Annotated in this window: 23 protein-coding genes; 16 read left to right on the forward strand and 7 right to left on the reverse strand. The window is 36.0% G+C overall.

The features are described 5' to 3' along the window. Positions 1 to 54: 54 nt before the first annotated feature. The 6 genes from MJQ71_RS02370 to MJQ71_RS02395 form a co-directional block, all read right to left on the reverse strand. Complete coding sequence (locus MJQ71_RS02370; protein WP_238804119.1) at positions 55 to 648, reverse strand: RNA polymerase sigma factor; 594 nt, start codon at positions 646 to 648, stop codon at positions 55 to 57. Positions 649 to 751: 103 nt separating this feature from the next. Beyond that, positions 752 to 1,660, reverse strand: coding sequence for a helix-turn-helix domain-containing protein (locus MJQ71_RS02375; protein ID WP_238804120.1), 909 nt, complete (start codon positions 1,658 to 1,660; stop codon positions 752 to 754). Between the two features lie 51 nt (positions 1,661 to 1,711). Then, positions 1,712 to 2,470, reverse strand: coding sequence for a cyclase family protein (locus MJQ71_RS02380; protein ID WP_238804121.1), 759 nt, complete (start codon positions 2,468 to 2,470; stop codon positions 1,712 to 1,714). A gap of 57 nt (positions 2,471 to 2,527) precedes the next feature. Then, positions 2,528 to 3,265, reverse strand: a complete 738-nt coding sequence (locus MJQ71_RS02385; RefSeq protein WP_238804122.1) for an SDR family NAD(P)-dependent oxidoreductase — start codon at positions 3,263 to 3,265, stop codon at positions 2,528 to 2,530. Beyond that, positions 3,262 to 4,545 carry a histidinol dehydrogenase gene (gene hisD / locus MJQ71_RS02390; RefSeq protein WP_238804123.1) on the reverse strand — a complete coding sequence of 428 codons (1,284 nt, stop codon included), beginning with the start codon at positions 4,543 to 4,545 and terminating at the stop codon, positions 3,262 to 3,264. The genes MJQ71_RS02385 and hisD overlap by 4 nt, the downstream gene beginning before the upstream one ends. Positions 4,546 to 4,554: 9 nt before the next feature. Then, entirely contained in the window at positions 4,555 to 4,842 is a 288-nt protein-coding gene (locus tag MJQ71_RS02395) for an antibiotic biosynthesis monooxygenase family protein (protein ID WP_238804124.1), read from the reverse strand. 407 nt (positions 4,843 to 5,249) lie between these two features. On the opposite strand from MJQ71_RS02395, the gene MJQ71_RS02400 reads away from it, so the two are divergent. Both MJQ71_RS02400 and MJQ71_RS02405 read left to right on the forward strand, forming a co-directional pair. After that, positions 5,250 to 6,536 carry a sialidase family protein gene (locus MJQ71_RS02400; RefSeq protein ID WP_238804125.1) on the forward strand — a complete coding sequence of 429 codons (1,287 nt, stop codon included), beginning with the start codon at positions 5,250 to 5,252 and terminating at the stop codon, positions 6,534 to 6,536. Positions 6,537 to 6,570: 34 nt separating this feature from the next. After that, positions 6,571 to 7,143, forward strand: coding sequence for a YceI family protein (locus MJQ71_RS02405; RefSeq protein ID WP_238804126.1), 573 nt, complete (start codon positions 6,571 to 6,573; stop codon positions 7,141 to 7,143). Positions 7,144 to 7,222: 79 nt separating this feature from the next. Here the strand turns inward: MJQ71_RS02405 and MJQ71_RS02410 are convergent, their stop codons facing one another. Next, the gene (locus MJQ71_RS02410) at positions 7,223 to 8,131 is read right to left on the reverse strand and encodes a LysR family transcriptional regulator (protein WP_238804127.1); all 909 of its coding nucleotides are present in this window, start codon (positions 8,129 to 8,131) and stop codon (positions 7,223 to 7,225) included. A 94-nt stretch (positions 8,132 to 8,225) separates the two neighbouring features. Between MJQ71_RS02410 and MJQ71_RS02415 the strand changes: the two genes are divergently transcribed. From MJQ71_RS02415 to MJQ71_RS02480, 14 genes are all read left to right on the forward strand, one after another. Next, positions 8,226 to 9,464, forward strand: coding sequence for a flavin-dependent oxidoreductase (locus tag MJQ71_RS02415; protein ID WP_238804128.1), 1,239 nt, complete (start codon positions 8,226 to 8,228; stop codon positions 9,462 to 9,464). Between the two features lie 89 nt (positions 9,465 to 9,553). Beyond that, positions 9,554 to 10,081, forward strand: a complete 528-nt coding sequence (locus MJQ71_RS02420; protein WP_238804129.1) for a DUF3237 domain-containing protein — start codon at positions 9,554 to 9,556, stop codon at positions 10,079 to 10,081. Between the two features lie 34 nt (positions 10,082 to 10,115). Continuing rightward, positions 10,116 to 11,429 carry a spinster family MFS transporter gene (locus tag MJQ71_RS02425; protein WP_238804130.1) on the forward strand — a complete coding sequence of 438 codons (1,314 nt, stop codon included), beginning with the start codon at positions 10,116 to 10,118 and terminating at the stop codon, positions 11,427 to 11,429. Positions 11,430 to 11,449: 20 nt separating this feature from the next. Next, entirely contained in the window at positions 11,450 to 12,223 is a 774-nt protein-coding gene (locus tag MJQ71_RS02430) for a crotonase/enoyl-CoA hydratase family protein (RefSeq protein ID WP_238804131.1), read from the forward strand. 52 nt (positions 12,224 to 12,275) lie between these two features. Then, positions 12,276 to 14,066, forward strand: a complete 1,791-nt coding sequence (locus tag MJQ71_RS02435; protein WP_238804132.1) for a feruloyl-CoA synthase — start codon at positions 12,276 to 12,278, stop codon at positions 14,064 to 14,066. Between the two features lie 13 nt (positions 14,067 to 14,079). Beyond that, on the forward strand, positions 14,080 to 14,847 hold the full coding sequence (locus MJQ71_RS02440) for a 3-hydroxyacyl-CoA dehydrogenase (protein WP_238804133.1): 768 nt from the start codon (positions 14,080 to 14,082) through the stop codon (positions 14,845 to 14,847). A gap of 80 nt (positions 14,848 to 14,927) precedes the next feature. Then, the gene (locus tag MJQ71_RS02445) at positions 14,928 to 16,034 is read left to right on the forward strand and encodes a 5-methyltetrahydropteroyltriglutamate--homocysteine S-methyltransferase (protein ID WP_238804134.1); all 1,107 of its coding nucleotides are present in this window, start codon (positions 14,928 to 14,930) and stop codon (positions 16,032 to 16,034) included. A 10-nt stretch (positions 16,035 to 16,044) separates the two neighbouring features. Continuing rightward, complete coding sequence (locus MJQ71_RS02450) at positions 16,045 to 16,992, forward strand: alpha/beta hydrolase (protein WP_238804135.1); 948 nt, start codon at positions 16,045 to 16,047, stop codon at positions 16,990 to 16,992. 13 nt (positions 16,993 to 17,005) lie between these two features. Continuing rightward, complete coding sequence (locus tag MJQ71_RS02455; RefSeq protein WP_238804136.1) at positions 17,006 to 19,084, forward strand: beta-galactosidase; 2,079 nt, start codon at positions 17,006 to 17,008, stop codon at positions 19,082 to 19,084. Between the two features lie 87 nt (positions 19,085 to 19,171). After that, positions 19,172 to 20,191, forward strand: coding sequence for an alpha/beta hydrolase (locus MJQ71_RS02460; protein ID WP_238804137.1), 1,020 nt, complete (start codon positions 19,172 to 19,174; stop codon positions 20,189 to 20,191). A 40-nt stretch (positions 20,192 to 20,231) separates the two neighbouring features. Continuing rightward, entirely contained in the window at positions 20,232 to 21,113 is an 882-nt protein-coding gene (locus MJQ71_RS02465; protein ID WP_238804138.1) for an alpha/beta hydrolase, read from the forward strand. Positions 21,114 to 21,133: 20 nt separating this feature from the next. Next, positions 21,134 to 22,765, forward strand: a complete 1,632-nt coding sequence (locus tag MJQ71_RS02470) for a sulfatase family protein (RefSeq protein ID WP_238804139.1) — start codon at positions 21,134 to 21,136, stop codon at positions 22,763 to 22,765. 77 nt (positions 22,766 to 22,842) lie between these two features. Next, complete coding sequence (locus MJQ71_RS02475; RefSeq protein WP_238804140.1) at positions 22,843 to 24,138, forward strand: CitMHS family transporter; 1,296 nt, start codon at positions 22,843 to 22,845, stop codon at positions 24,136 to 24,138. Between the two features lies 1 nt (position 24,139). Then, on the forward strand, positions 24,140 to 25,462 hold the full coding sequence (locus MJQ71_RS02480; protein ID WP_238804141.1) for an acyclic terpene utilization AtuA family protein: 1,323 nt from the start codon (positions 24,140 to 24,142) through the stop codon (positions 25,460 to 25,462). The last annotated feature ends 4 nt before the right edge of the window (positions 25,463 to 25,466 follow it).

The raw sequence follows: 25,466 nt of genomic DNA on the forward strand, positions 1-25,466 counted from the left end.
ATGGAAGGAAACTATTATTTTAATCCTATTTTTTTGAAAAATTTTTATAAAAATTTAAAACCAATTAAAAATAAATGGAAGAAAGATTGAGTATTTGATATTTTCTTTCAAAAATTTAAGAGAAGAATAAAGTAATTTACAAGCAGATTGATAGTTCAAATCCATCATTTGGGCAATTTCTTCGTTAGAAAAATCATGAAAATAACGCAGATTGATGGCTTCCTGTTGGCGTTTGGTAAGCTGAGAAATAGCAGTTTTTAATTGTTCGATATGCTGTACTTGTGTTTCATTTTCGAGCATTTGATACTCAAAAGATTGTTCAAACAATAATTCATAAGTATCATCAATTGAGTCAAAATGTTCATGTTGAAGAAGCTGTGTGAGTTTGTTTCTTAATGCCCGAAATAAATAAAATTTAATCGAATCGGTTTCGCTTAATCTTTGGCGGCTGTTCCAGAGTTCAACAAATAAGTCTTGAATTGCATCTTGAATCAATTGTCGATTGGATGTTATTTTATAGCCATAATTGATTAATGCTTGAATATAATTTTGATAAATCTCACCAAAAGCATGCTCATTTCCAGCCTTAAAAGCCTTCCAAAGCAAGGTTTCATCAATTCCTGTTTTATGTTTAATTGTGAAATTCATTCATTTTGATCTTTTAATTGCAATATTTCAATAAAAAACATTGTAAAAATAATACTTGCTATTTTAAGTATGTGAATCAAAAATAAACTAATACTATTCAAAATCAATACTTTATGAGGTACTCTTTTGGAGTCGTTCCTGTTTGATTTTTAAAAAATCTCGCAAAATTACTAGGTGTTTGATTACAGAGTTTTACGGCTATTTCGGCAACTTGTAAATTTGAATATTTTAGTAATGTTTTGGCTTCCAAAATTAACATTTCGTTGAGTAAATCTTGTGCTGTTTTATCAATACTATTTTTTACACATTTATTCAAATAATTGGGCGAAATATGCAAAATTTCGGCATATTCGGTGATACTTTGTTTCTGATAAATATTTTGTGCTAAAGCATTTTTATACTGTTCGGTTACTTGAAAAAATGCGTTTTTGGTCTTTTTGGTTTGGTGTGGTATTTCCTTTTTGATTTCCTCAAAAAGTGTTAATAAATAGGCTGCTGTAAGGTTGGTATCAATGTCATTTTGGTCTTCATAAAGAGATAATAATCGTTCAAAAATACATTCAATTTGTTTTTGAGTATTTGGTGAAAGTTGGATTATTGGATTTGATTGAAATTGAAAAAAAGAAAAGTGTTCATTGAGGTAATTTTTAGGCAAAAACTGAAATATTTTTTCATCAAAATGACAGAAAAAACCTTCAATATCTGGACTCATCATTTCATGTTGTGTAATCTGATAGGCAGGTAAAAAGAAAATGGTCGATTTGCCAAATTCATAACTATTGAGTCCTTTGCTACGTTTAGTTGATCCTTTTTTTAAATACAAAAAATCAAAAATTGTTTTGCGGTGAGGCGGCAACGGAAACTTGATTTTATGTACAAAGTCTTCTAAGCGATTGACATGAAAAAACTGGTGTTTTGTATTTGAAATGACAGGCTGCCAATCAATCGAATGTGAATGGAAACCTGTCATTTCTGAAGGTTGAAGGGTAGGTATTTTTTCTGCTTGACTCATTTTAACGTAGGTCAGTGGTTTCAAAAATTCTATGAAATTTACCAATTCTTCTTATTCAATAATTGCTACGGCTCTTGTCCATCCTGCACTTGCACCTTTGATTTTTGCAGGAAAACAAGCTACTTTAAACCCAAAAGGAGGCAATTGCTCCAAATTAGCTAATTTTTCAATCTGACAATATTCTTTTTCAATACCTACATAATGTGCTTGCCAAATAACGCCGTCTCTCGGATTAGCTTTATAATCTGCAGCTTGAATGTGCAGTGGAATATCCCAACCCCAGCCATCTGTTCCCATGACTTTGATGCCTTGGTCGATGAGCCAATGCGTTGCTTTTGCCGAAGCTCCTACGTGAATTTTTACAAAATCATCATCATGAATCCTTTTGTCAGCATCACAACGAATCAAGACAATATCGAAGGGTTTTAAAGTATAATTAATGGCCGCTAATTTTTCTATCAAATCTTCGGGTTCAAACATGTAGCCGTCAGGTTTATCGGTAAAATCCAAAACAACGCCATCGTGAAAAAACCAATCCAAAGGCATTTCATCAATCGTGCGAGAAGGTTTTCCTTCGCAAGTTGGATAATAATGGTACGGTGCGTCTACGTGCGTTCCGCAGTGACTTGTTACTGTCAAAAATTCGCCAGCAGGGCCATTTCCATTAATAAAAACTTCTCCTGCAATGCCTTCAAAGAGTTTTCCTCCCATTTTTTTTGCTCCTTCTTTGTGGTCTTCATACACAATTTTAGTTGGAAGCGGTTCTTTTATTTCCTCTGAAATTGTTACAGATAAATCTATTATTTTCATATAATCGTTCTCCTTATAATAAGGTTTTTTTTAATTTTTAGTGCTTATTATTATTTATTACTTTAAAAGTCTTCCACCATCAACAGTAATAATATTTCCAGTAGAAAAAGTAAGTTGAGTCGCTACCGAAAATACCGCATTTGCTACATCTTTTCCTAAAGCAAACCGCTGAAGAGGCGTATTATCCATTTGATTTTTCAAGAAAACGGGGTCAAAATTCTTGGTATATTCGCCTTCCACAAAACCTGGTGAAACCGACACAACCCTAATTTTTGGGGCTAAAGCTCGACCAAGCGACCGAGTCATTGAATCAATAGCGGCTTTTGAGGCACAATAAGCTACATTCGACCCGATGCCATAAATACCTGCAATCGAAGAAATATTTACAATGAGAGCGGTCTCTTCACTTGATTTAGTCAATAAATCTTTGAAAGCACGTGTCATGGCAAACGTTCCACGAAAATTTGTTTGCATGATTTTGTCAATCCATTCGTCGGTCAAAGCATCCAAATTATCGTGCGGAACGGGTGTTGTGATGCCTGCATTATTAACTAAAACATCTATTTTTCCATACTTTTTTGTAACAAACTCTTGCAATTCGGCAACTTTTTGAGCGTCGGTTGTTGGTGCATGAAAAATTGAATGATTGCCATTGGGTAATTTTTTCAAAAGCTCTTCGGCTTTTTGTGCATTTGAATTGTAAGTAATGATTACATCATAACCATTTTGTGCAAATTTTTGGCAAATGGCCGAGCCAATTTCGCCTGCACCACCCGTAACTAATACAGTTTTCATATCGTTTTTTTATAGCGTCTTACTCTTATATCTGCTTGTTCTTTATGCCCAGCAAAATTTTCAATGGCACAAAGTCTTGAGCAATATTCACCAATTAATGCACTAGCTTCGGGTGTTCTGACTTCTTGATAAGTGCAGGTCTTCATGAATTTCCCAACCCATAAACCGCCCGTATATTTAGCACCGTGCTTGGTTGGAAGCGTATGATTTGTGCCAATAACTTTATCGCCATAAGCCACGTTAGTGTATTTTCCGAGAAATAATGCTCCAAAATTGGTCATTTTTTCAAGAAAATAACGAGGATTGGCCGTCATTACCTGTACGTGTTCGCTAGCAATCAAGTCAGCTTCAGCAACCATTTCGTCGATACTGTCAACCAAAATAACTTGTCCATAATCTCTCCAAGAAACACTGGCAATATCTGCAGTTGGTAAAACCGTTAATTGACGCTCTACTTCTTTGATAGTTTCGTAAGCTAGCTGCTCCGAATTTGTCAACAAAATAGCAGGTGAAGTTGGGCCGTGTTCTGCTTGTCCAAGTAAATCAGTTGCACAAATTTCAGCGTCGCTTGTATCGTCGGCAATAACTAAGGTTTCAGTTGGCCCAGCCAGTAAATCAATACCAATTTTGCCAAATAATTGTCTTTTAGCTTCCGCAACGTAGGCATTTCCAGGGCCAACAATCATATCAACCGATTCAATTGTTTCTGTTCCCAAAGCCATTGCTGCAATGGCTTGTACGCCACCAAGCAAGTAAATTTCGTCCGCTCCCGCCAAGTGCATGGCTGCAACTGTTGCCGCTGGAATTTCTCCTTTAATGGGCGGCGTACAAGCAATCACTCGTTTTACACCTGCAACTTTGGCGGTTAAGACGCTCATGTGAGCAGAAGCAACCATCGGATATCGACCTCCTGGCACATAACAGCCGACACTATTTACGGGAATATTGCGATGACCCAAGAAAACACCAGGAAGAGTTTCAACTTCAATATCTTTTAGAGCATTTTTTTGATGCGTGGCAAAATTTCTTATTTGCGTTTGGGCAAACTTAATGTCTTCAATGACTTGTTCGGGCAGAGTATTGATGATTGATTCAATTTGTTCATTGGATAATTTAAAGCTTTCGGGCGACCAATTGTCCAATTTTTCTGAAATTGACCTTACGGCAGCATCGCCACCCATCTTAATTTCGTTCAAAAGGTTTTCAACAGTTTCTCTAACTTTCTTGTCGTTCGATTCGGCTTCAAACAAAGCAATTGCTTCTTTTATGATACGTTTCATTGTAGTAAATCAAATTAAATTAAAATGTTCGGCAACAGGTGGATTTTGGAAAAAAGGCGACAAAATAGCCCTCCACTCAATAAATAAAGGTGATTGGCGAAAGCCAATTGTGTGGTCTTCGAGTGTTTCCCAATAAATAAAAACATTAAATTTGGTTGACACTTCAATACATTGGTGTAATTCGACGCTAATAAAGCCTTTCGACTGTGAAACGACGAGTTTAGCTGCTTGAAAAGCCTCTTTTAAAGCTTCTTGGCTTCCTTCTTTGATATCTAAAGTTGCAATTTCTAAAATCATAATTCTTGGTTATCAATTTATTTACTTGCAAAAATCATTTTTTTTAATAAAAAAGTCCAATATTTGTTTCTTGAGTTTTTAATAAGAAATAATTATTGGAAATTGTGAAAAATGTAGAATCAAGCGTTTTAACTTAGAAAAGTATCTTAAAAAGCTGTTTAGAATCAAATGATTTGATGATGATTTTGAGATATTTTTGTTTAGTTTGTCGATAATATTTCAAATGATTCAAAGAGAGAGGCGAACCGAATTTGTCGATAAAAACTGCCGAGTTATCGACAAACTGAAAGAATTAAACCCATCGGTCGAGTATTTTAATGGATGTGTATAATTACTAAAAAACATTCATTCTCAATAACTAATTTTGGCGTTATAAAACAACAATTAGTTACTGAACAAATACTAAAATGATAAAATTGATTTTCACGCTACCACTATTATTGTTGAGTCTTTGGGCAAATTTTAGCTCAATAAAAACGACTCATCAACCTGCTGAAATGACTCTTTGCGTGTCAATGCCAAATGAGGAGGCAAATCAAAATCTAAGAAAAATTTTGGATAATGATTTTAATTCGTTTGAAAATGACTCTACAAAAGCTTATACAATGCCCTTGCTTACTCAAACACCAAAAGGCGATTTAATGCTTTCTTGGACCGAAAAAGATGAACAAGGAAATACTTCTTTTTGTGTGGCTTTTTCGAGTGATAAAGGTAAATCTTTCGCAGAAAAGAAAACTATTTATTCAGGAAAAGGCATATCCAATAGCAGAATGATGCGTGCCAAAGTGCTTGCAAAAAAAGATGGTAGTTTGGTTGCAGTTTTCTCAAATCGCTCAGATGCTGCCCCAAGCCAATCGGGGAGGGGTAGTTCTCGTTCGGCAGATATTGTTTATTGTGTTTCAAAAGATGGCGGTTCAACTTGGACAAGTCCAAAATCAGTTGATGCCGACCCAACTCAAGGAATTGTTAGAGGTTTTTTTGATGCCGCTTTGATGGCTAATGATGAAGTAGCCGTGGCATATCTGAAAGATGTAGCCAATAGCAAAAAGTTTGAAGAAAGGGATTTACGACTTGTAATTACTAAAAATGGTGTGTTTCAACCTGAAAGAGTAATTGACCCAGTGGTCTGTGACTGTTGCCCAATAAGCCTTTTATTAGATGCAAATGGTGCGTTGAATGTGTATTATCGTGATAATAACGACAACATTCGTGATATGGCAAAAATGACTTCAACAGACAATGCTGAAACATTTTCAAAACCGCAAATTTTACACAACGACCAATGGAAAATTAATGGTTGCCCACACAGCGGTGCAATTTCGAGTACCTACGGCAAAAGTGCATTAATTGTATGGTTTTCGGGGGCAGAAACAGAATCAGGATTGAGATTAGTTACGCAAGAAGGCAAAAAACTTTTTGTTCTGAGCGACGTTTCTGCAAAAAATGCGTATCTATTGGAAGCACCAAAAGCCTCAGTTATGCTATGGGAACAAAACAAAGGCGAAAACAATGTTTCTCAAATTGCATTCAGAAAAATCAATAATGATAAAGTTTCGGAAACAAATTGGGTAAACGGCTCTAGCAATGGTACAAACTCGTCTGGCTTAGTGATTGATAATCAGTTACTTATAGCGTATGAAGTGAAGCAGGCAAACAAAAAAAATAGCATCAAAATAAGTACAGTTACTTTATAATTTTTATTAAACCCTTAATTTTATCTTTCTAATCATGAAAAAAACTAGTTTAATTTTTGCATTTATTTTCATTTCAAGTCTTTCTTTTGCCCAATGGTCAATCGACAAAGGTCACACAAAATTTGCATTCATCGCCGAGCATCATGGTTTATCGGAAGTGGATGGCTATTTTAAGAAATTTGATGGTAAAATAACGACTGCAAAAGATGATTTATCAGATGCTGTTTTTGAAATTTCAATAGAGTCAGCAAGTATTAATACTGACCTCGAAATGCGTGATAATCATCTCAAAAGTGAAGATATGTTTAATGTAGAAAAATTTCCTGCCATTACTTTTAAAAGCACTTCTTTTACTAAAATAGCTGGAAATAAATATAAAATGCTTGGAGATATGACTATCAAAGGTGTAACGAAACCAATCACGTTAGATGTAACGATGAACGGCCCAATGGCTCATCCAGACCCAAGAAACAAAACTCCACAAATAGGAATTAAAGCAACAACAACAATCAAAAGAAGTGATTTTGGTATTGGTGGAAAATTAGCAACCGTGATGGTTGGAGACGAAATTGCGATTCGTGCGACTGGCGAATTTCAGAAGAAATAATTTTAAGTTTTTTAAGATTTTTTGCCGTCGATGTATTCTTCAAAATACATCGACGGCAATTTTTTAGAAAAATAAGTCATTACAAATCTTTCACCAATGTAGTTAATGCTTGGATTGTTGGCGTGCTTGTACTTGTTTTGTAGCAAATGGCTTGTTTGATTGATACTTCTTTGTATGGCGAACCGTCGACATTAACGATTTCTTTGCAAACCACACCTTGTACACGGCTGGCGTCATAAAACGATGGCACAAAGGCTATTCCAACGCCCAAACTCACCAAGCCGCCCAATAATTCAATCGATGAAACTTCTTGAACGATGAATGATTCTCGGCTAAAACCTGCATTTTTACACATTCGTTCGATGTCTTCAAAAACGGTATGAATAGATTTATTGATTTCAATCCATTTTTCGTTTTTGAGTTGTTCTAATCGAAGATTTTCTTCTTTTGCCAATGGGTGGTTTTCGGAAAGCATGACTTTTAAATAACCAGTTTTGAAAGGTGTTTCGGTCAATTGGTTGTATTTTAATGGTAAAAGTGTAATTCCGATGTCAATTGTTTCATCGAAAAGTCCATCTTGAACAGCCAAAAATGTGGGTAATTCAACTAGTTTTAATTCAATATCAGGAAAGTTCTCTGAAAAAATCCTGATAATTTCCAAAATTCGGGTTCTAATCATCATTCGATAAACACCCAATTTTATTACTTTTTGCTGTAATCCTATTCTTCGAGCAGTTTCGATAGCTTTGTCGGCAAGTTGTAAAATATTTTTTGCTTCAATTAAAAATACGCTCCCTGCTTCGGTCAATTCAACTTTCCGCTGCTGTGTGCGTTTCACTCGACTAAACAATTCAATACCGATTTCATCTTCCAATAAATGTATCTGCTGACTTAAAGCGGGTTGCGAAACGTACAGTTTCTCGGAAGCCCTTCCAAAGTGCAATTCGTCTGCCACGCCAACAAAATACTTTAATTGTCTTAATTCCATTCTTCAATAAGTTTTTCTAATGACAATATTAAAAATAAATATTAGATAAAATAAAGAATATTTTAGATTTTTGAGGGAAATATATTTTTTTGGAATGAAAGTAATTATTGTTGGTGGTGGAATTGGCGGACTCACAACCGCTCTTTGCTTACATAAAATCGGAATTGAAGTCAAAGTTTTTGAATCAGTTAGCGAAATAAAGCCTTTGGGGGTTGGTATCAACTTACTTCCGCATTGCGTTAGGGTACTTACAAATTTAGGTTTAGAGCCTAAAATTGGGAAAATAGCAGTAGAAACACAAGATTTAGTGTATTTTGATAAATTTGGAAAGAAATTTTGGGAAGAACCTCGTGGACGATTTGCTGGCTACAAATGGCAACAATTTTCGATTCATCGTGGCGAATTTCAAATGCTTTTGTTTGAAGAAACCCAAAAAATTATTGGAGAAGAAAATATCAAAACAAGTCACCACTTACAAAGTTTTGAGCAAATTGGCGAAAAAGTTGTAGCTCATTTTACAAATAAAAATGCTGATAATCAAATATTTACGGAAGAGGGCGATTTTTTAATTGGAGCTGATGGTATCAATTCGGTGGTTAGAAAACAATTGTATCCAAATGAAGGTCCACCAAAATTTTCACAAAATGTGCTTTATCGTGGTACGTCATTGATGAAACCGTTCCTTACTGGTGCATCAATGGCAATGATTGGGCATTTACGCCAAAAAATGGTTGTCTATCCAATTGGGCCAAAATTAGATGAGAATGGGGATCAATTGATTAATTGGGTTGGCAATTTGAAAGAAAATGACCGGATGGGTTTTCTTGAAAGAGATTGGAATAAACGTTCGGATAAGAAAAGATTATTGGAAATTTACAAAAAATGGCAATTCGATTGGCTCAATGTGCATGATATGATTGATAAATCGGAAGCAATTTATGAGTTTCCGATGTCAGACCGTGACCCATTGCCACAATGGACTTTCGGAAGAGTAACACTTTTGGGTGATGCCGCACATCCCATGTATCCAATCGGTTCAAATGGTGCTTCTCAGGCTATTTTAGATGCAGATGCACTCGTAAATGCCATTGTGGAGGAAGCAGATATTGATGCAGCTTTGCTACGATATGATAAAGAAAGAGTGCCAGCTACGGCAAAAGTTGTTTTACAAAATCGACAAAAAGGCCCAGATGAAATCATGGATTTGATGGAAGACCGTTTCCCAGAAGGATTTACTGAAGACCAAATTCCGCACCAAGAATTAGAAACAATCATGAGCAGATATAAACAAATTGCTGGTTTTGACGTGCAATCGCTCAATCAGAAAAATTAAGTTTTTTGATTGAGCGAACAACATATTAGAAAAAAATAATTTAATTGCTCAATCAAGTAACATAAATTTTCAAGTCAACCTAGTTCTATATGAAAAAATTATTTTTATTCTCAGCCTTATTATTTTCAATGAATCTTTATGCCCAAAGTACAACTGAGGCAGTAGCACCCGCTTTAGAATTTGTTTGTGAACTAAAAGTAAAGCTAAAAGCTCCTTTTGTAGTTGGCGAAACTCCGCACGGTCTTCGCAGAATTATTCCGATTGTTGGTGGCTCTTTTGAAGGCCCAAAAATGAAAGGTGAAATTTTGGATGGTGGAGCAGATTGGCAAATTGTCAGAAAAGATGGTGTTGCCGAATTGGAGGCTCATTACCAAATTAAAACCGACGATGGCGTAATTATTTATATCAAAAATACAGGTTTGCGAGTTGCAACGCCCGAAGTTGCCGCTCGAATCGGTAGAGGAGAAATTGTTTCTGCCAATGAATATTATTTCAGAGCAGTACCAAAATTTGAAGCACCTGCAGGAAAATACGAGTGGATGAATAATGCCATTTTTATCTGTAAAGGCATCAGAAATCCTGATAATGTAACAATTCAAGTCTGGAAAGTGCTTTAATATTCGTTCCAAAATACTATTCAACCCTAAACTTATGAATTTAAAAACGTCTTGGTACGCTGTCTTTATTCTGACGCTTGCCAATATTTCGTCATTTATTGACCGTCAAATATTGAGTTTATTGGTAAAGCCAATAAAAAGAGATTTACATCTGAGCGACACCGAAATGAGCCTTTTAATGGGGCTAAGTTTTGCAATTTTTTATACACTTTTTGGAATGTTTATTGGTCGTTTAGCCGACCGAAAAAGCAGAAGAAACATTATAATGGTAGGTATAACTGTTTGGTCAGCAATGACTTCGCTTTGTGCGGGAGCAGTTTCATATTTCCAGTTTTTTATGGCTCGAATGGGCGTTGGCGTTGGCGAATCAACACTTTCACCGTCGGCATATTCGATGATTGCCGATATGTTTCCTAAAAATCGTTTGGCTACTGCTATGAGTGTTTTTTCGATGGGAGTGTTTTTGGGTTCGGGCTTGGCAACACTCATTGGTTCGGGAATCGTGGCCAGTTTACCAACCGAAGGAATGGTTACTGTACCGATTTTAGGCGAAATTTTCCCATGGCAATTAATTTTCTTGTACGTAGGCTTACCAGGATTAGTCATCGCACTTTTACTTTTCACAATCAAAGAGCCAACCCGCAAAAATATGCTCCAAGTAGATGGCAATTCGGTTAAACTTTCGCTATCAGAATCATTAAAAATTATTTTTAAATACAAAAAAGCCTATTTATTAATTTGTTTTACCATTGCTTTTCAAGCCTTAATTAATTACGGTTGCAATGCTTGGGTTCCAACTTTTGTCGCCCGAACGTATGGCTGGGAAGTACCTCGAGCGGGGGCTTTTTATGGAGCCGTTGTAGTTATTTCTTCGGTTTTGGGTGTCATGTTTGGCGGTTGGTATGCCGATAAACTAACAAAAGAAGGTAAAACTGACGGACGTTTAAGGGTAGGAGTTTTGAGCGGATTTTTGGCTCTCATTTCTTGTTTTATTCCACTTTTACCTAAGGCAGAATTGGTTTTAATAGCGATTTCAGTGCCAGTTTTTGCATTATCCGCTCCGTTTGGAGCAGCCACAGCCGCTTTACAAGAAATTATGCCTAATCAAGTGAGAGCTCTGGCGTCTTCTATTTTACTTTTTATCATCAATTTAATTGGTATTGGTTTGGGGCCAACTTCGGTAGCATTATTTACTGATTTTGTTTTCAAAGACGAAAATATGATTCGATATTCATTGGTGTTGCTTTACATTATTGGTGGTGGATTAGCATTTCTACTAAGTTATTTGTCTTTGAAACCCTACCGAAATGCCATTGAAGATATGAAACAAAATACCATTTCACTTTAAATTACACTTTTAAAACTCAAATGAAAACTCCTGCATCACTAATAGTTGAACAAAAAGACGAGATTCTTTTGGTTAAAATCAATCGCCCAGAAAAAAGAAATGCTATCAATGACGAACTCGTTTTGGGTATTGAATCCGTTTTTTCGACGATTCCAGCAGGTGTGAAATGTGCAATTATTTATGGTGAAGGACAACATTTTAGTGCTGGACTTGACCTTTCTGAATTGAAAGAAAGAAATATTATTGAAGGTTTGCATCACTCACGAATGTGGCATCGAGCTTTAGAAAAAATACAATTCGGAACTGTACCAGTAGTGGCGGTGCTGCACGGTGCTTGCGTGGGTGGTGGTTTGGAAATTGCTTCGGCTTGTCATATTCGTGTGGCTGAACAGAGTACTTTTTATGCTTTACCAGAAGGACAAAGAGGGATTTTTGTGGGTGGTGGTGCGTCAGTACGATTACCAAAATTGATTGGAATGGCTCGTATGGCCGATATGATGTTTACAGGAAGAGTTATTTCGGCAGAAGAAGGAATCTTGATGGGCTTTTCTCAATATTTGGCTTCGGAAGGAAATGGTTTGGAAAAAGGTATTGAATTAGCAAAAAAAATCGCTCAAAATGCAGAAACTACTAACTATGCTTTGATGCATGTTTTACCAAGAATTGTTGACTCAGGTCAAACAGAAGGCTTAATGATGGAATCTTTAATAGCCACCATTTCATCGTCATCTCCAGAAGCAAAAAAACGACTCAACGATTTTTTGGAAGGTAGAGCGAAAAAAGTTGGCGAGTAAATTTGACCTATGTTGACTAAAATAAGCAACCAAACCAAAATTAAAAATAAGGATGTTCAAAAATACACATTTCGGCCCAATTTCTACAAAAAAAACTGTTCGTGCAGACGGGTCGATTTTGCTTAAACTAGAACAACAATTAGGCGATTTTCCTGAAAAAATAACTGAAAAATTAATTTATTGGGCTGAACAAACACCCGACAAAATATTCATTGCTCGACGAAATAAAATAGATGAATCTTGGGAAACATTAACGTATAAAGAGACATTGAGTAAAGTAAAAAAGATTGCTCAATATTTGCTTAATCTTAACTTTTCGAGCGAAGAAACACTCGTTATTTTATCTGATAATAGCGTTGAACACGCATTGTTGGCTTTGGCAGCTCTCCATGTGGGAATTCCTTATACACCGATTTCGCCTCCATATTCGTTGGTTTCAAATGATTTTGGCAAGTTGAAACATTGTTTGGAATTGATGACGCCAAAGGTTGTTTTTGCTCAAAATGGAAAAATGTATGCCAAAGCACTTCATCTTGCCAAAGAATTATTTCCAAATATAACAATCGTAACAGTTGAAGAAAGTATCGAAACAGATTTTTTGGAATTATTAAATTTTGAAGCAAGCAATGAAGTTGATATTGCTTTTTCAAAAATTACGGGCGAAAACGTTGCGAAAATTTTATTCACTTCGGGTTCAACAGGTTTGCCAAAAGGTGTAATTAATACGCATCAAATGTGGTGTGCAAATTTACAGCAAATCACACAGGTTTTTCCGTTTATGCAGCATAAACCGCCAGTTTTTATTGATTGGTTGCCGTGGAATCATACTTTTGGTGGGAATCATAATTTTGGATTGACACTTTATAATGGTGGTTCACTTTATATAGACGAAGGAAAGCCGACGACCAATGGCATTGAAATGACCGTTCAGAATTTAAGAGAAATTGCTCCAACGGCTTATTTTAATGTACCAAAAGGTTTTGAAATGTTGATTCCTTATTTAGAACGAGAGCCAGCGTTAAGGCAAAATTTCTTCAAGAATCTAAATATATTCTTTTATGCAGGAGCTAGTTTGGCTCAACCAGTTTGGAATCGTTTAGAAGAGTTGGCAATGGAAACCATTGGTGAAAAAGTGCCTATCATTACGGGTTTAGGCTGTACAGAATCAGGCCCTTCTGCGATGTTTGCGAGTTGGGGAGGTAGTTTTTCGGGGCTTTTGGGCGTTCCTGTGGCAGGAATGGAAGTGAAATTAGTGCCAGATGGAGACAAAATGGAGGCTCGTTATAAAGCTCCAAATGTAACAAAAGGCTATTGGAGAAATGAAGAAGCAACGGCCAAATCATTCGATGATGAAGGCTATTATAAAACGGGCGATGCCGTAAAATTTGTCGATGAAAATGAGCCAAGTAAAGGTTTAGTGTTTGATGGTAGAATTGCTGAAGATTTTAAGCTTTCAACAGGAACATGGGTAAATGTAGGTGTTTTGAAAGCAAAAATTATTTCGGCAGGCTCGCCAATTGTACAAGATGTGGTGATTGCAGGCTTGGATAAAGAATATATTGGTGCAATTTTGTTTTTAAATGCTGATGCTTGTCGAAATTTGATTGGCGAAAATCTGAACAATAAAGAAGCTTTTTTACACCCAAAAGTAAAAGTTTTTTTGGATGAAATGCTTGAAAAATTTAATGCTAATTCAACAGGGAGTTCGACTCGAATTGCGAAAATAATTATTGCAACAGAGCCGCCATCAATAGATTTAGGAGAAATTACAGATAAAGGTTCGCTCAACCAAAGAGCAGTTTTGAAACATCGAGCTGCTTTAGTTGAACAACTTTATTCATAAACATATCAAAACTATGATAATTGAAAATAAGACATTTTTGGTAACTGGTGGAGCATCAGGTTTAGGCTTTGCAACTGCGAAAATGATTGTTGATAATGGCGGGAATGCAGTTATTTTAGATGTTAATGCCGAAGCAGGAGAAAAAGCCGAAGTTGAATTGGGGCAAAAGGTGAAGTTTGTAAAGACTGATGTGGCAAACGAAGCACAAGTGCAACACGCAATAGACATAACCATAAGCCATTTTGCAGGAATTCATGGTGTTGCTAATTGTGCTGGTGTTGGGCCTGCTATGAGAGTTGTAGGTAAGAACGGACCACATTCATTAGATTTTTTCTCAAAAGTTATTAATATTAACCTTATCGGTACTTTCAATGTGATTCGATTGGCTACAAACGTTATGCAAAACAATCAACCAAATGAAAGCGGAGAAAAAGGTGTAATTATCAATACAGCATCAGTTGCGGCATACGATGGTCAAATCGGACAAGCGGCTTATTCGGCTTCAAAAGGTGGAATCGTAGCAATGACTTTACCAATTTCAAGAGAATTAGCTCGCATGGGAATCAGAGTAATGACGATTGCACCAGGTATTTTTGAAACACCACTTTTGGCATCATTACCGCAAGAAGCCCAAGATTCACTCGGTCAACAAGTGCCTTTTCCACCTCGTTTGGGAAAACCATTTGAATATGCAAATTTAGTAAAACACATCATCGAAAACGTGATGCTCAACGGCGAAGTAATTAGGCTAGATGGAGCAATTAGAATGAATGCGAAATGATTACAATGAATCATTAGTAGTGTTTTACATTGTTTTTAATTGAGTTAATAAAAATCTTTTCACCCTTTATAATTAAAAATATGAAACTCCCTTTTCGTGCCGACCACGTTGGTAGCTTATTAAGAACGCCAGAAGTAAAAGAAAATCGTTTGAAATGGAAAAACGGTTTAATTTCTGCCGAAGAACTACGTGAAATTGAAAACATTGGCATTGCCGAAACAGTAAAAAAACTCGAATCTACGGGAATGAAATCAATCACAGATGGAGAATTTCGCCGTGATTACTTCCACCTTGATTTCTTGAAAGAATTAGATGGCGTAACCGTCACTGGAGGGATTGATGCAAACCCAAATGCAAAAGCTGCTGAAGATGGTTTTACTCCACCAAAATTGAGTGTAACTGGCAAACTAAAACACGTAAAAGATATTCAAGTGGCTGATTTTAACTTCCTAAAATCGGTCGTAACCCAAACGCCAAAAGTTTCTATTCCATCGCCTACAATGGTACATTTTAGAGGTGGACGAAAGTCAATTGATATAAATTCTTATCCTGATATGGATGAGTTTTTTCACGATTTATCGAAAGCATATCGTGAAGAAATTGACCATTTATACCAAAATGGCCTACGTTATTTGCAATTAGATGATACAAACTTGGCTTATTTATGTGACCCCAAAATGCGTGCTGCTGCCATTGAACGAGGCGAAGACCCGAACGAATTGCCAAAAACTTATGCTGCTCTAATCAATTCGGTTATTGATGGACGTCCGAAAGATTTAACAGTTGGGATTCACTTGTGTCGAGGTAATTATCGCAGCACTTGGTTTGCCGAAGGTGGTTACGAACCTGTGGCCGAAATATTGTTTAATTCAATCAATGTTGATGCCTATTTCTTGGAATATGACGATGAGCGTTCGGGTGATTTTGCTCCACTTCGCTTTGTTCCTAACAATAAAAGAGTGGTTTTAGGTATTATTTCTTCTAAAAAAAGAGAATTAGAAAATATTGATGATTTGTGTAAACGTATTGATGAAGCTGCACAATATATGCCACTTGAAAATATGTGCGTAAGTCCACAATGTGGCTTTTCTTCGACTCACCACGGAAATGATTTGACGCATGATGACCAATGGCGTAAAATGGAATTGGTTGTAAATACTGCGATTAAAGTTTGGGGAGAATCTTAAAAAAATCAAAATGAAAAAAATCTTATTTTCGATTTTATTGATTTCCTCATTGAGTTCATTTGCCCAAAACAAGGAAATTGATGCCAACAAAACGGCTATTGAATCTTCAAAATATTGGTTAGATATTGATTATGTAGGCGATGGCATTGTTGGCCATCGCTTAGACATTCATCTGCCTAAGCATGGGCAAGAACCTTTTCCAATTGTAGTGTCGATTTATGGAAGTGCTTTTTTCTCAAACTCTTCCAAAGGTAATACTTTTAAAGATGGACTTGGACAAAAATTATTGGAAAATGGTTTTGCGGTGGTAAGCATCAATCATCGTTCGAGTAGTGATGCAATTTTTCCTGCAACAATTCAAGATGTAAAAGCAGCGATTCGTTTTATCAGAGCAAATAGTGCCAAATTTTCGTTGGATAACTCGTTTATTGGCATCACAGGATGGTCTTCTGGAGGTCATTTATCGGCTCTCACTGGTACAACAAATTCGACTAAAACTGATAAAATTAATGGTTTGTCGGTCGATATTGAAGGTAATGTAGGAACTTTTACTCAAACCAGTAGCCATGTAAATGCTGTAGTTGATTGGTTTGGGCCAACAGATTTTTTGCTCATGGATAAGTGTGGTAGTAGCATGAAACACGATGATGTAAAATCGCCCGAATCATCATTGATTGGTGGAGCAATTCAAGAAAATAAAGAGAAAACATCATTGGCAAATCCGATTTCTTATGTCAATAAAAACAACCCGCCTTTTTTAATTTTTCATGGCGATAAAGACCCACTTGTGCCACATTGCCAAAGTGAAAAGTTATACGAAAAACTTCAAAAAGAAGGCGTAAAAAGTGAATTAGTGATTATACCAAATGGCGGTCATGGGCCTGGCGTTTTGATTGATAAATACTTTGAACAAATGATAGTTTTTTTCAAGGAAAACTTAAAATTGATTAAAAAATAATGTAATCTCAATAATGAAAAAATACCTTGTTTTTCTATTCTTTTCGTTTTTGTATAACCTCACTTTTGGGCAAGATTCTTCCAAAGACAAGCTGCTTTTTGGCGTTGCATATTATGATGAATATATGCCTTATGAACGTCTCGAAAAAGATGTGGCAATGATGAAAGAAGCTGGAATCAACGTAGTCAGAATAGCAGAATCTACTTGGAGTACCGTTGAACCACAAGATAATGTATTTAATTTTGTTCATATTGACCGAGTGCTTGATGCCATGCACAAAGCCAATATCAAGGTCATTATTGGAACACCCACTTACGCAGTTCCGACATGGTTGGTCAAAAAATATCCTGAAGTTTTGGCAACAACGTCAAGAGGGAAAAACCAATATGGCGTTCGTCAAAATATGGATATTACGAACGAACACTTCCGTTTTCATGCCGAGCGAGTGATTCGTAAAATCATGGAACATGTCAAAAATCATCCTGCAATAATTGGTTATCAAGTTGATAATGAAACCAAACATTACAATACCGCTGGTGATAATGTGCAGCAAGCATTTGTGTTGTATATGAAGGAAAAATTCAAAACTTTAGATGCAATCAATAAAGCATTTGGCTTAGATTATTGGAGCAATCGAATCAATAATTGGGATGATTTTCCTTCGACAAATGGCTCAATAAATGCTAGTTTGAATGCCGAATTTTCTAAGTTTCAGCGAAAATTAGTGACCGATTATTTAGCTTGGCAAACCAAAATAGTGAAAGAATATGCGAAACCTAATCAATTTGTAACACAAAATTTTGATTTAGAATGGCGTGGATATTCGTTCGGAATTCAACCCGATGTTAATCATTTTGATGCATCAAAAGCTTTAGATGTTGCAGGAATTGATATTTATCATCCGACGCAAGATAATTTGACAGGCATCGAAATTTCGTTAGGAGGAGATATTACTCGCTCAATGAAAGGAGGAAAAAACTATTTTGTGATTGAAACCGAAGCACAAGGTTTTCCACAGTGGGTTCCGTATCCAAATCAGTTGCGTTTACAAGCATTTAGTCATTTGGCTTCGGGAGCAAATATGTTGGAATATTGGCATTGGCACTCGATTCATAACTCGGCAGAAACTTATTGGAAAGGGCTTTTAAGTCACGATTTTGAACCTAATCCAACATATAACGAAGCCAAAACGATTGGTAAAGATTTTGAAAGATTGAGTAATAAACTCGTCAATTTGAAGAAAAAAAATGATGTTGCAGTGCTTTTCAGCAATGAAGCTCTTACTGCATTTAATGCTTTTAGTTTTGGTTGGGGTGCTAGAGAAAATTACAATGATATTTTACGACCGTACTATGATGCTCTTTACAAAATGAATGTCGGAACGGATTTTATTGACCCATCGGTGAAGGATTTTAGCCAATATAAACTCATTGTTGTACCCGCACTTTACGCCGCTTCGGATGAGTTACTTAATAAATTAAATGCTTTTGTGAAAAATGGTGGACACGTGATTTATACTTTTAAAAGTGGTTTTTCCGATGAAAATGTGAAGGTAAGAAGCAGCATTCAACCAGGAATTATCAACGAAGCGTGTGGGATTTCTTACAGCCAATTTACCATTCCAAAGGATGTTTCTTTAAAAGGAAATCCTTACCATGTGGATGAAAATCAAAATAAAGTTCACACTTGGATGGAGCTAATCACACCCACAACAGCTAAAGTTTTGGCATATTACGACCATGAAGCTTGGGGAAATTATGCTGCAATCACCCAAAATCAATTCGGAAAAGGTTTGGCAACTTATGTCGGATGTATGACAAGTGCTGCATTGACCGAAAAAATTGTAAAAGATGCTTTACAAAAAGCTGATTTATGGAAAACAGACCAAGCTTTATCGTTTCCGATTATTACTAAAACTGGTATCAACCAACAAGGTAAGTCTATCCGTTATTTTTTCAATTATTCGGCCGTACCCCAACAGATTAAATATACTTTCGGAAAAAGTACTGAATTATTATCAAATCAAGATTTTTCAGGTAGTAATACGATAAATATTGAAGCGTGGGGTGTGAAAATTTTTGAAGAAAACTAATCTGAATATCAGCCGAATACGAATAAAAAGTTGTCAAATTAGATTTTGAAATCAGTCATCATTAGTGTACCAAAAACAACAAAAATAATGAAAAAACTTATTCTATTTTTTGTATTATTGTGCTTAGGAAAAACTTCTTTTGCCCAATCAGGCAAAATTGTAAGCTTTATTTTAAACTCAAAAGCCCTACAAAATACTGGTGGTGAAAACCCTAATCGTAAAGTTTCGGTTTATCTTCCACCCAATTACGAAACGAGCAATGAACGTTTTCCTGTCATTTACTATTTGCATGGTTTTATGGGAAAAGACAGTATTTTTCCACAAATGAAAAATATTTTAGATGCAGGAATCAGCAAGCAAAAAATTCGACCATTTATCTTCGTTCAAGCTGACCAATACACACTTTTTGAAGGAAGTTTTTATTCAAACTCCTCATTAACTGGAAATTGGGACGAGTTTGAAAGCAAAGAATTGGTGGAACATATAGACAAAAATTACCGAACGATTGCCACTCGTGAAAGCCGTGGTATTGCGGGGCATTCGATGGGTGGTTATGGAGCTTTTAAAATCGGGATGCTTCATCCAGAAGTTTTCAGCAGTATTTATGCATTAAGTCCAGGTTTATTGGCGATGGTGAAAGAATTTGGCCCTAATAGTAATTCCTATCGAGAAGTACAAAATGTCAAAACTCATGAAGATTTAAAGAAAACCTATTATCCAAAAGTGCTAGTTGCGGTGGCACGTGCCTGGTCACCAAATCCTAATAAACCACCGTTTTTCTGTGATTTTCCATTTAGTTATGAAGGTGATAAAATGATTGTAAATCAGTCAGTTTTGGATAAATGGGAGGCAAATATGCCAGTTTATATGGTTGATAAGTATGCCGAAAATCTTCGAAAAATGACTGCCATAAAGCTTGATTGGGGTAGAAATGATTCGCCACGTTTTCCTGTACAAATCGGAATGTTGAGTCAAAGATTAGAAAATTTAGGCATCAATCATTTTTCTGAAGAATACATCGGTGACCACGGCAATAAAATTTGGACGAACGACGGTCGAGTTTTAAATGATTTATTGCCATTTTTTAATGATTATTTAAAATTTTAGTCAAACAAGTTTTTATATTCAACCCTAAAATTAAATTCCAATGTCAATCAAAAACTTTTATTTGATATGCTTATTTGCTTGCCTTTTTGTTAGCTTCAACTCTAATGCTTCAACGGTCGATAGTTTGGACATTCCGAGTGTAGCGATGAATAAAGCTTATAAAGCAGCAGTGGTTTTACCCGCTTCATACGCAAAAAATCAGGCTTCTTATCCAGTTTTATACCTACTTCATGGAGGAGGGGGGCATTTTCGTGATTGGCTTTCTTCTACACCCGACAAAAATCTTGTAAAAAACCTTGCTGATAAATACAATTTAATAATTGTAATGCCTGAAGGAGAAACCTTTGGTTGGTATATGGACAGCCCTTTCGACCAAAATAATAAGTTTGAAACATACATTACAAAGGAAGTCATTCAAAAAATTGATGCTACTTACAGAACCGTGAAGAGCAATAAAGGAAGAGTAATTACTGGACTTTCGATGGGTGGACACGGAGCAATGTATCTTTCAACTCGTCACCCTGATTTATTTGGTGCTGCAGGAACAATGAGCGGAGCAATGGACATGAATTATACCAAATTTAAAGTTAACGCAGATTTCACGAAGTCATTGAAAGACCGTTTTGAAAAACTTTTAGGCACTTCTGATGTTTCGCAGGAGGTTTATGTGAAAAATTCCATTGTAAATATGGTTGATGCTATCAAGAAAAACGCCATGCCAATAATTATTGATTGCGGCGTAGATGATTTCCTGATTGATGCTAATCGAGAACTACATAGCCGATTACTTTACAACAACATTGCTCATGATTATACTGAAAGACCAGGAGCTCATACTTGGCCATATTGGGAAAATTCGCTTCCATATCATGTGCTTTTCTTCCATAATGTATTGAAAAAGAATGGTGTAACAGTAGAATAAACCTTTTTAACCTAACAAAGATGAAAAAGATAATCTTGAGTTTTCTTGCAATTAGCTTAGTTGCGGTTGGATTTTTTGCTTTCAAACCAAAGCATCATGCAACGAAACGCCCAAATATTGTCTTTATCATGTCGGATGACCATGCTTATCAAGCAATTTCGGCTTATGATACAAGGCTTACACAAACCCCAAATATTGACCGAATTGCAAAAGAAGGGATTTTATTTACGAATGCATGCGTAACAAATTCGATTTGTGCCCCGTCAAGAGCGGTTATTTTGACAGGAAAACATAGTCATCTCAATGGTAAAATTGACAATTATTTTCCTTTTGATACTACTAATATTACTTTTCCTCAGATACTTCAAAAGAATGGTTATCAGACAGCCATGTTTGGGAAACTGCATTTTGGTAATAATCCGAAGGGATTTGATGAATTTCAGATTTTACCCGACCAAGGAGATTATTATAACCCTGATATTATCACTAAAAAAGAAGGGAAAAAGAAACTTACAGGTTATGTAACTGACCTTATTACTGATATTACGCTCAATTGGTTGAAGAATGAGCGAGAGGAAGAAAAACCTTTCTTTTTAGCTTATTTACACAAAGCTCCTCACCGTGAATGGTTGCCCGCCGAACGACATTTTAAAGAATATTTGAAGAAAACCTTTCCAGAACCAAGCACCTTATTTGACAACTATGAAGGTCGAGGAAGAGCTTCCAAAGAAGCTGAAATGAATTTGCTTACACACATGAACTGGGCAGGAGATTCTAAGATTTTTCCTGAAAATATGGATAAATTAGGTATTAAAGAATCACATCCTTATGATAAACGAAACTATAACTATACTGTTGGCAGAATGAATGCCGAACAACGTAAAGTTTGGGATGAGGCCTATGGAAAAATGAATGAAGAATTCATGGCAAAATTTCCAACAATGACCGAAAAAGAAAAAATGCAGTGGCGTTATCAACGTTATATGCAAGATTATTTAGGTAGTATAGCTTCGGTTGATGAAGGTGTAGGAAAAGTATTAGATTTCTTGAAAAAAAATAATTTAGAAGAAAATACAATCGTGGTTTATACTTCTGACCAAGGATTTTATTTGGGCGAACACGGTTGGTTTGATAAACGATTTATATTCGATGAATCATTCAAAACACCGCTTTTGGTTCGCTGGCCTAATGTGATAAAAGCAGGCACAAAAAACTCAAAAATGGTTCAAAACCTTGATTTTGCTCAAACTTTTCTTGAAGCGGCGGGTATCAAACCTCCATCTGATATGCAAGGAGAAAGCTTAATTCCGATTTTTAAAGGACAAGATAATCATTTTAGAGATGCCGCTTACTACCATTATTACGAATATCCGAGTGTTCACATGGTGAAACGTCATTATGGTATTGTCACAGAAAAATACAAATTGGTGCATTTTTATTATGATGTGGATGAATGGGAATTATATGACCGAATGAATGACAAAAACGAAATGAAAAACGTTTATAACGACCCAAAATATGCCAAAGTAAAAGCTGAATTACACCAAAAACTGGCGGCACTTCGAATAAAATATAAAGACTCCGAAAAACTTGATAAAATGTACATTGAAAAATACGATGAGTTGTTGAAAGCAGGAAAAATATTTCGATGAAATTAAATGAGAATAAAGATGCCCTAATGTAGATTTCTAAATTAGTCTTTATCAGTGTTCTAATAAAACAAAACAATATGTTATCACTTTTAGGTTTCGCTACTATTTTAATATTCTTGGTTTTGATAATGACTAAAAAGCTGTCAGTCATAACAGCTTTGGTTATTACACCACTTGTTTTTGGGCTTTTGGCTGGTTTCAATCCAAAAGAACTGGGTGAATTTGCCATAACGGGTATCAAACAAGTAGCTCCAACTGGCATTTTACTCATGTTTGCAGTGCTGTATTTTGCTACAATGCTCGATGCTGGTTTGTTTGATCCAGTGGTTGCGGCCATCATTAAATCTGTAAAAGGAGACCCTTTGAAAGTTATCGTTGGAACAGCAATTTTGACGATGATTGTGCATTTAGATGGCGATGGAACAGCTACCTTTATGATTGTGCTTTCGGCATTTTTACCAATCTATAAACAATTGAAAATCAATCGTTTGGTACTATCAGGAATCGTTGCTTTGAGTGTTGGACCGATGCACTTAGTACCTTGGTCGGGAACATCGGCAAGAGCCATTTCAACTTTAAAATCTGATGCCGTTCATATTTTTAACCCAAATATTCCAGCCATTATTGGTGGTGTTTTATGGGTGTTGTTTGTAGCATATGTTTTTGGCAAAAAAGAAAGAAAACGACTCGGGATAATTGATTTTCAATACAATCATAAAGAGAATTTAACAGAAGAACAAAGCCTTTTGAGACGACCTAAATTGCTGTGGTTCAATGCTTTATTGACTATTTTTTTAATAATCGTCTTAATGAAAGGTTGGATTCCTGCCCCAGTATTATTTGTATTGGCAAGCATGGTTGCTCTGCTTATAAATTATCCAAAACTTGCCGAGCAACAAAAAGTTTTGAAAAATCATGGAACAAATATTTTTATGGTTTCGAGTATGATTTTTGCAGCAGGAATTTTTTCAGGAATCCTCACTGGTTCAAAAATGATTGAAGAAATGGCTAACACTTTAGTAGCTTTAATTCCTTCAAATCATGCCAATCTTTTACCGACACTTACGGCAATTACAAGCTTACCTGCCAGTATATTATTTACACCAGATGCTTATTATTTTGGCGTTGTTCCGATTTTGAGCCAAACTGCTACGCAATTTGGCATTGACCCATTAGAAATTGGTCGAGCTGCTTTATTAGGACAAATGACCGTAGGTTTTCCTATCAGTCCACTTACAGCTTCTACGTTTTTGTTGGTCGGATTAGCCGAAGTTGATTTGGGTGAGCATCAGCGATTTATTTTTAGATGGGCTTGGGGAACGACGATTGTAATGACAATTGGGGCATTATTAACGGGGTCAATTCACTTGTAAAATGAAACAAAAAATAAGAATCGGTTGTGGAGCAGGCTTTTCGGGTGATAGAATTGAACCTGCAATGATACTTGCCGAAAAGGGGAATATAGATTATTTGGTTTTGGAATGCTTAGCGGAACGAACCATTGCATTGGCTCAAAAACGTAAAATGCAAGACCCAAACAAAGGTTATGACCCTCTTTTAGAAAAAAGAATGAGTAAGCTTTTGCCTTTGCTGGTCAAAAATAATATTCGCCTAATTACGAATATGGGTGCTGCAAATCCAATTGCTGGAGCAAAGAAAGTGCTTGAGATTTCTCAAAAATTAGGTCTTAAAGTTAAAATTGCCGCAATTACTGGCGATGATTTGAGCGATGAACTCCGTCATTCCAATCATTCATATAAAATTCTTGAAAATGAAAAGTTTCTGAGTGATTATGAGGTACTTTCTGCCAATGCTTACATTGGTGTTGATGGAATTTTAGAAGCCCTACAATCGGAAGCCCAAATAATTATTACTGGTCGAGTTGCAGACCCATCACTTTTTCTTGCTCCGATGATTCATGAATTTGCTTGGAAATCCAATGATTTACTTGGAAAAGGAACAGTTATTGGTCATTTACTAGAGTGTGCAGGACAGATTACGGGCGGTTATTTTGCCGACCCAATTAAAAAACCTGTACCAGATTTGGCTCATTTGGGGCATCCTTTTGCAGATGTTTTTTCGGATGGAACAGCTATTATTAGTAAAGTTGATGGTACAGGAGGTCAAGTAAATTTGGCTACCGTGAAGGAACAATTATTATACGAGGTTATTAATCCCAATGAGTATTTTACGCCCGATGTGATTGCCGATTTTACCACTGTGTATTTAAAGGATTTGGGAAATAATCAAGTACAAATTTTTGGTGGAACTGGCAAAGAAAAACCAACTACTTACAAAGTGAGTGTTGGTTATAAAGCATTTTATTTGGGCGAAGGAGAAATTTCTTATGCAGGACAAAATGCCGTTGAAAGAGCAAAATTGGCAGGAGAGATTATTGAAGAAAGATTAAAAAACGTAGTCAATGAAATAAAAATAGATTACGTTGGTCTTCAATCTGTGCATAGAACCAATTTTGAAAATCAATCAGTTCCTTACGAAATTAGGCTCAGAGTTGCTGCAAAAACCGATTCAGCAGAAGTTGCTGCTATAGTTGGTGAAGAAGTTGAAGCACTTTATACAAATGGTCCAGCAGGTGGGGGTGGTGTGAGGAAATATGTCAATGAAGTCATCGGAATTGTGTCAGTATTGGTTGATAGACAGAACGTTAGTCCTGAAATTACGTTTTTTGAATCTTAAAATT

The organism is Emticicia aquatica, from assembly GCF_923079645.1.
GTDB classification, from domain to species: Bacteria; Bacteroidota; Bacteroidia; order Cytophagales; family Spirosomataceae; genus Emticicia; species Emticicia aquatica.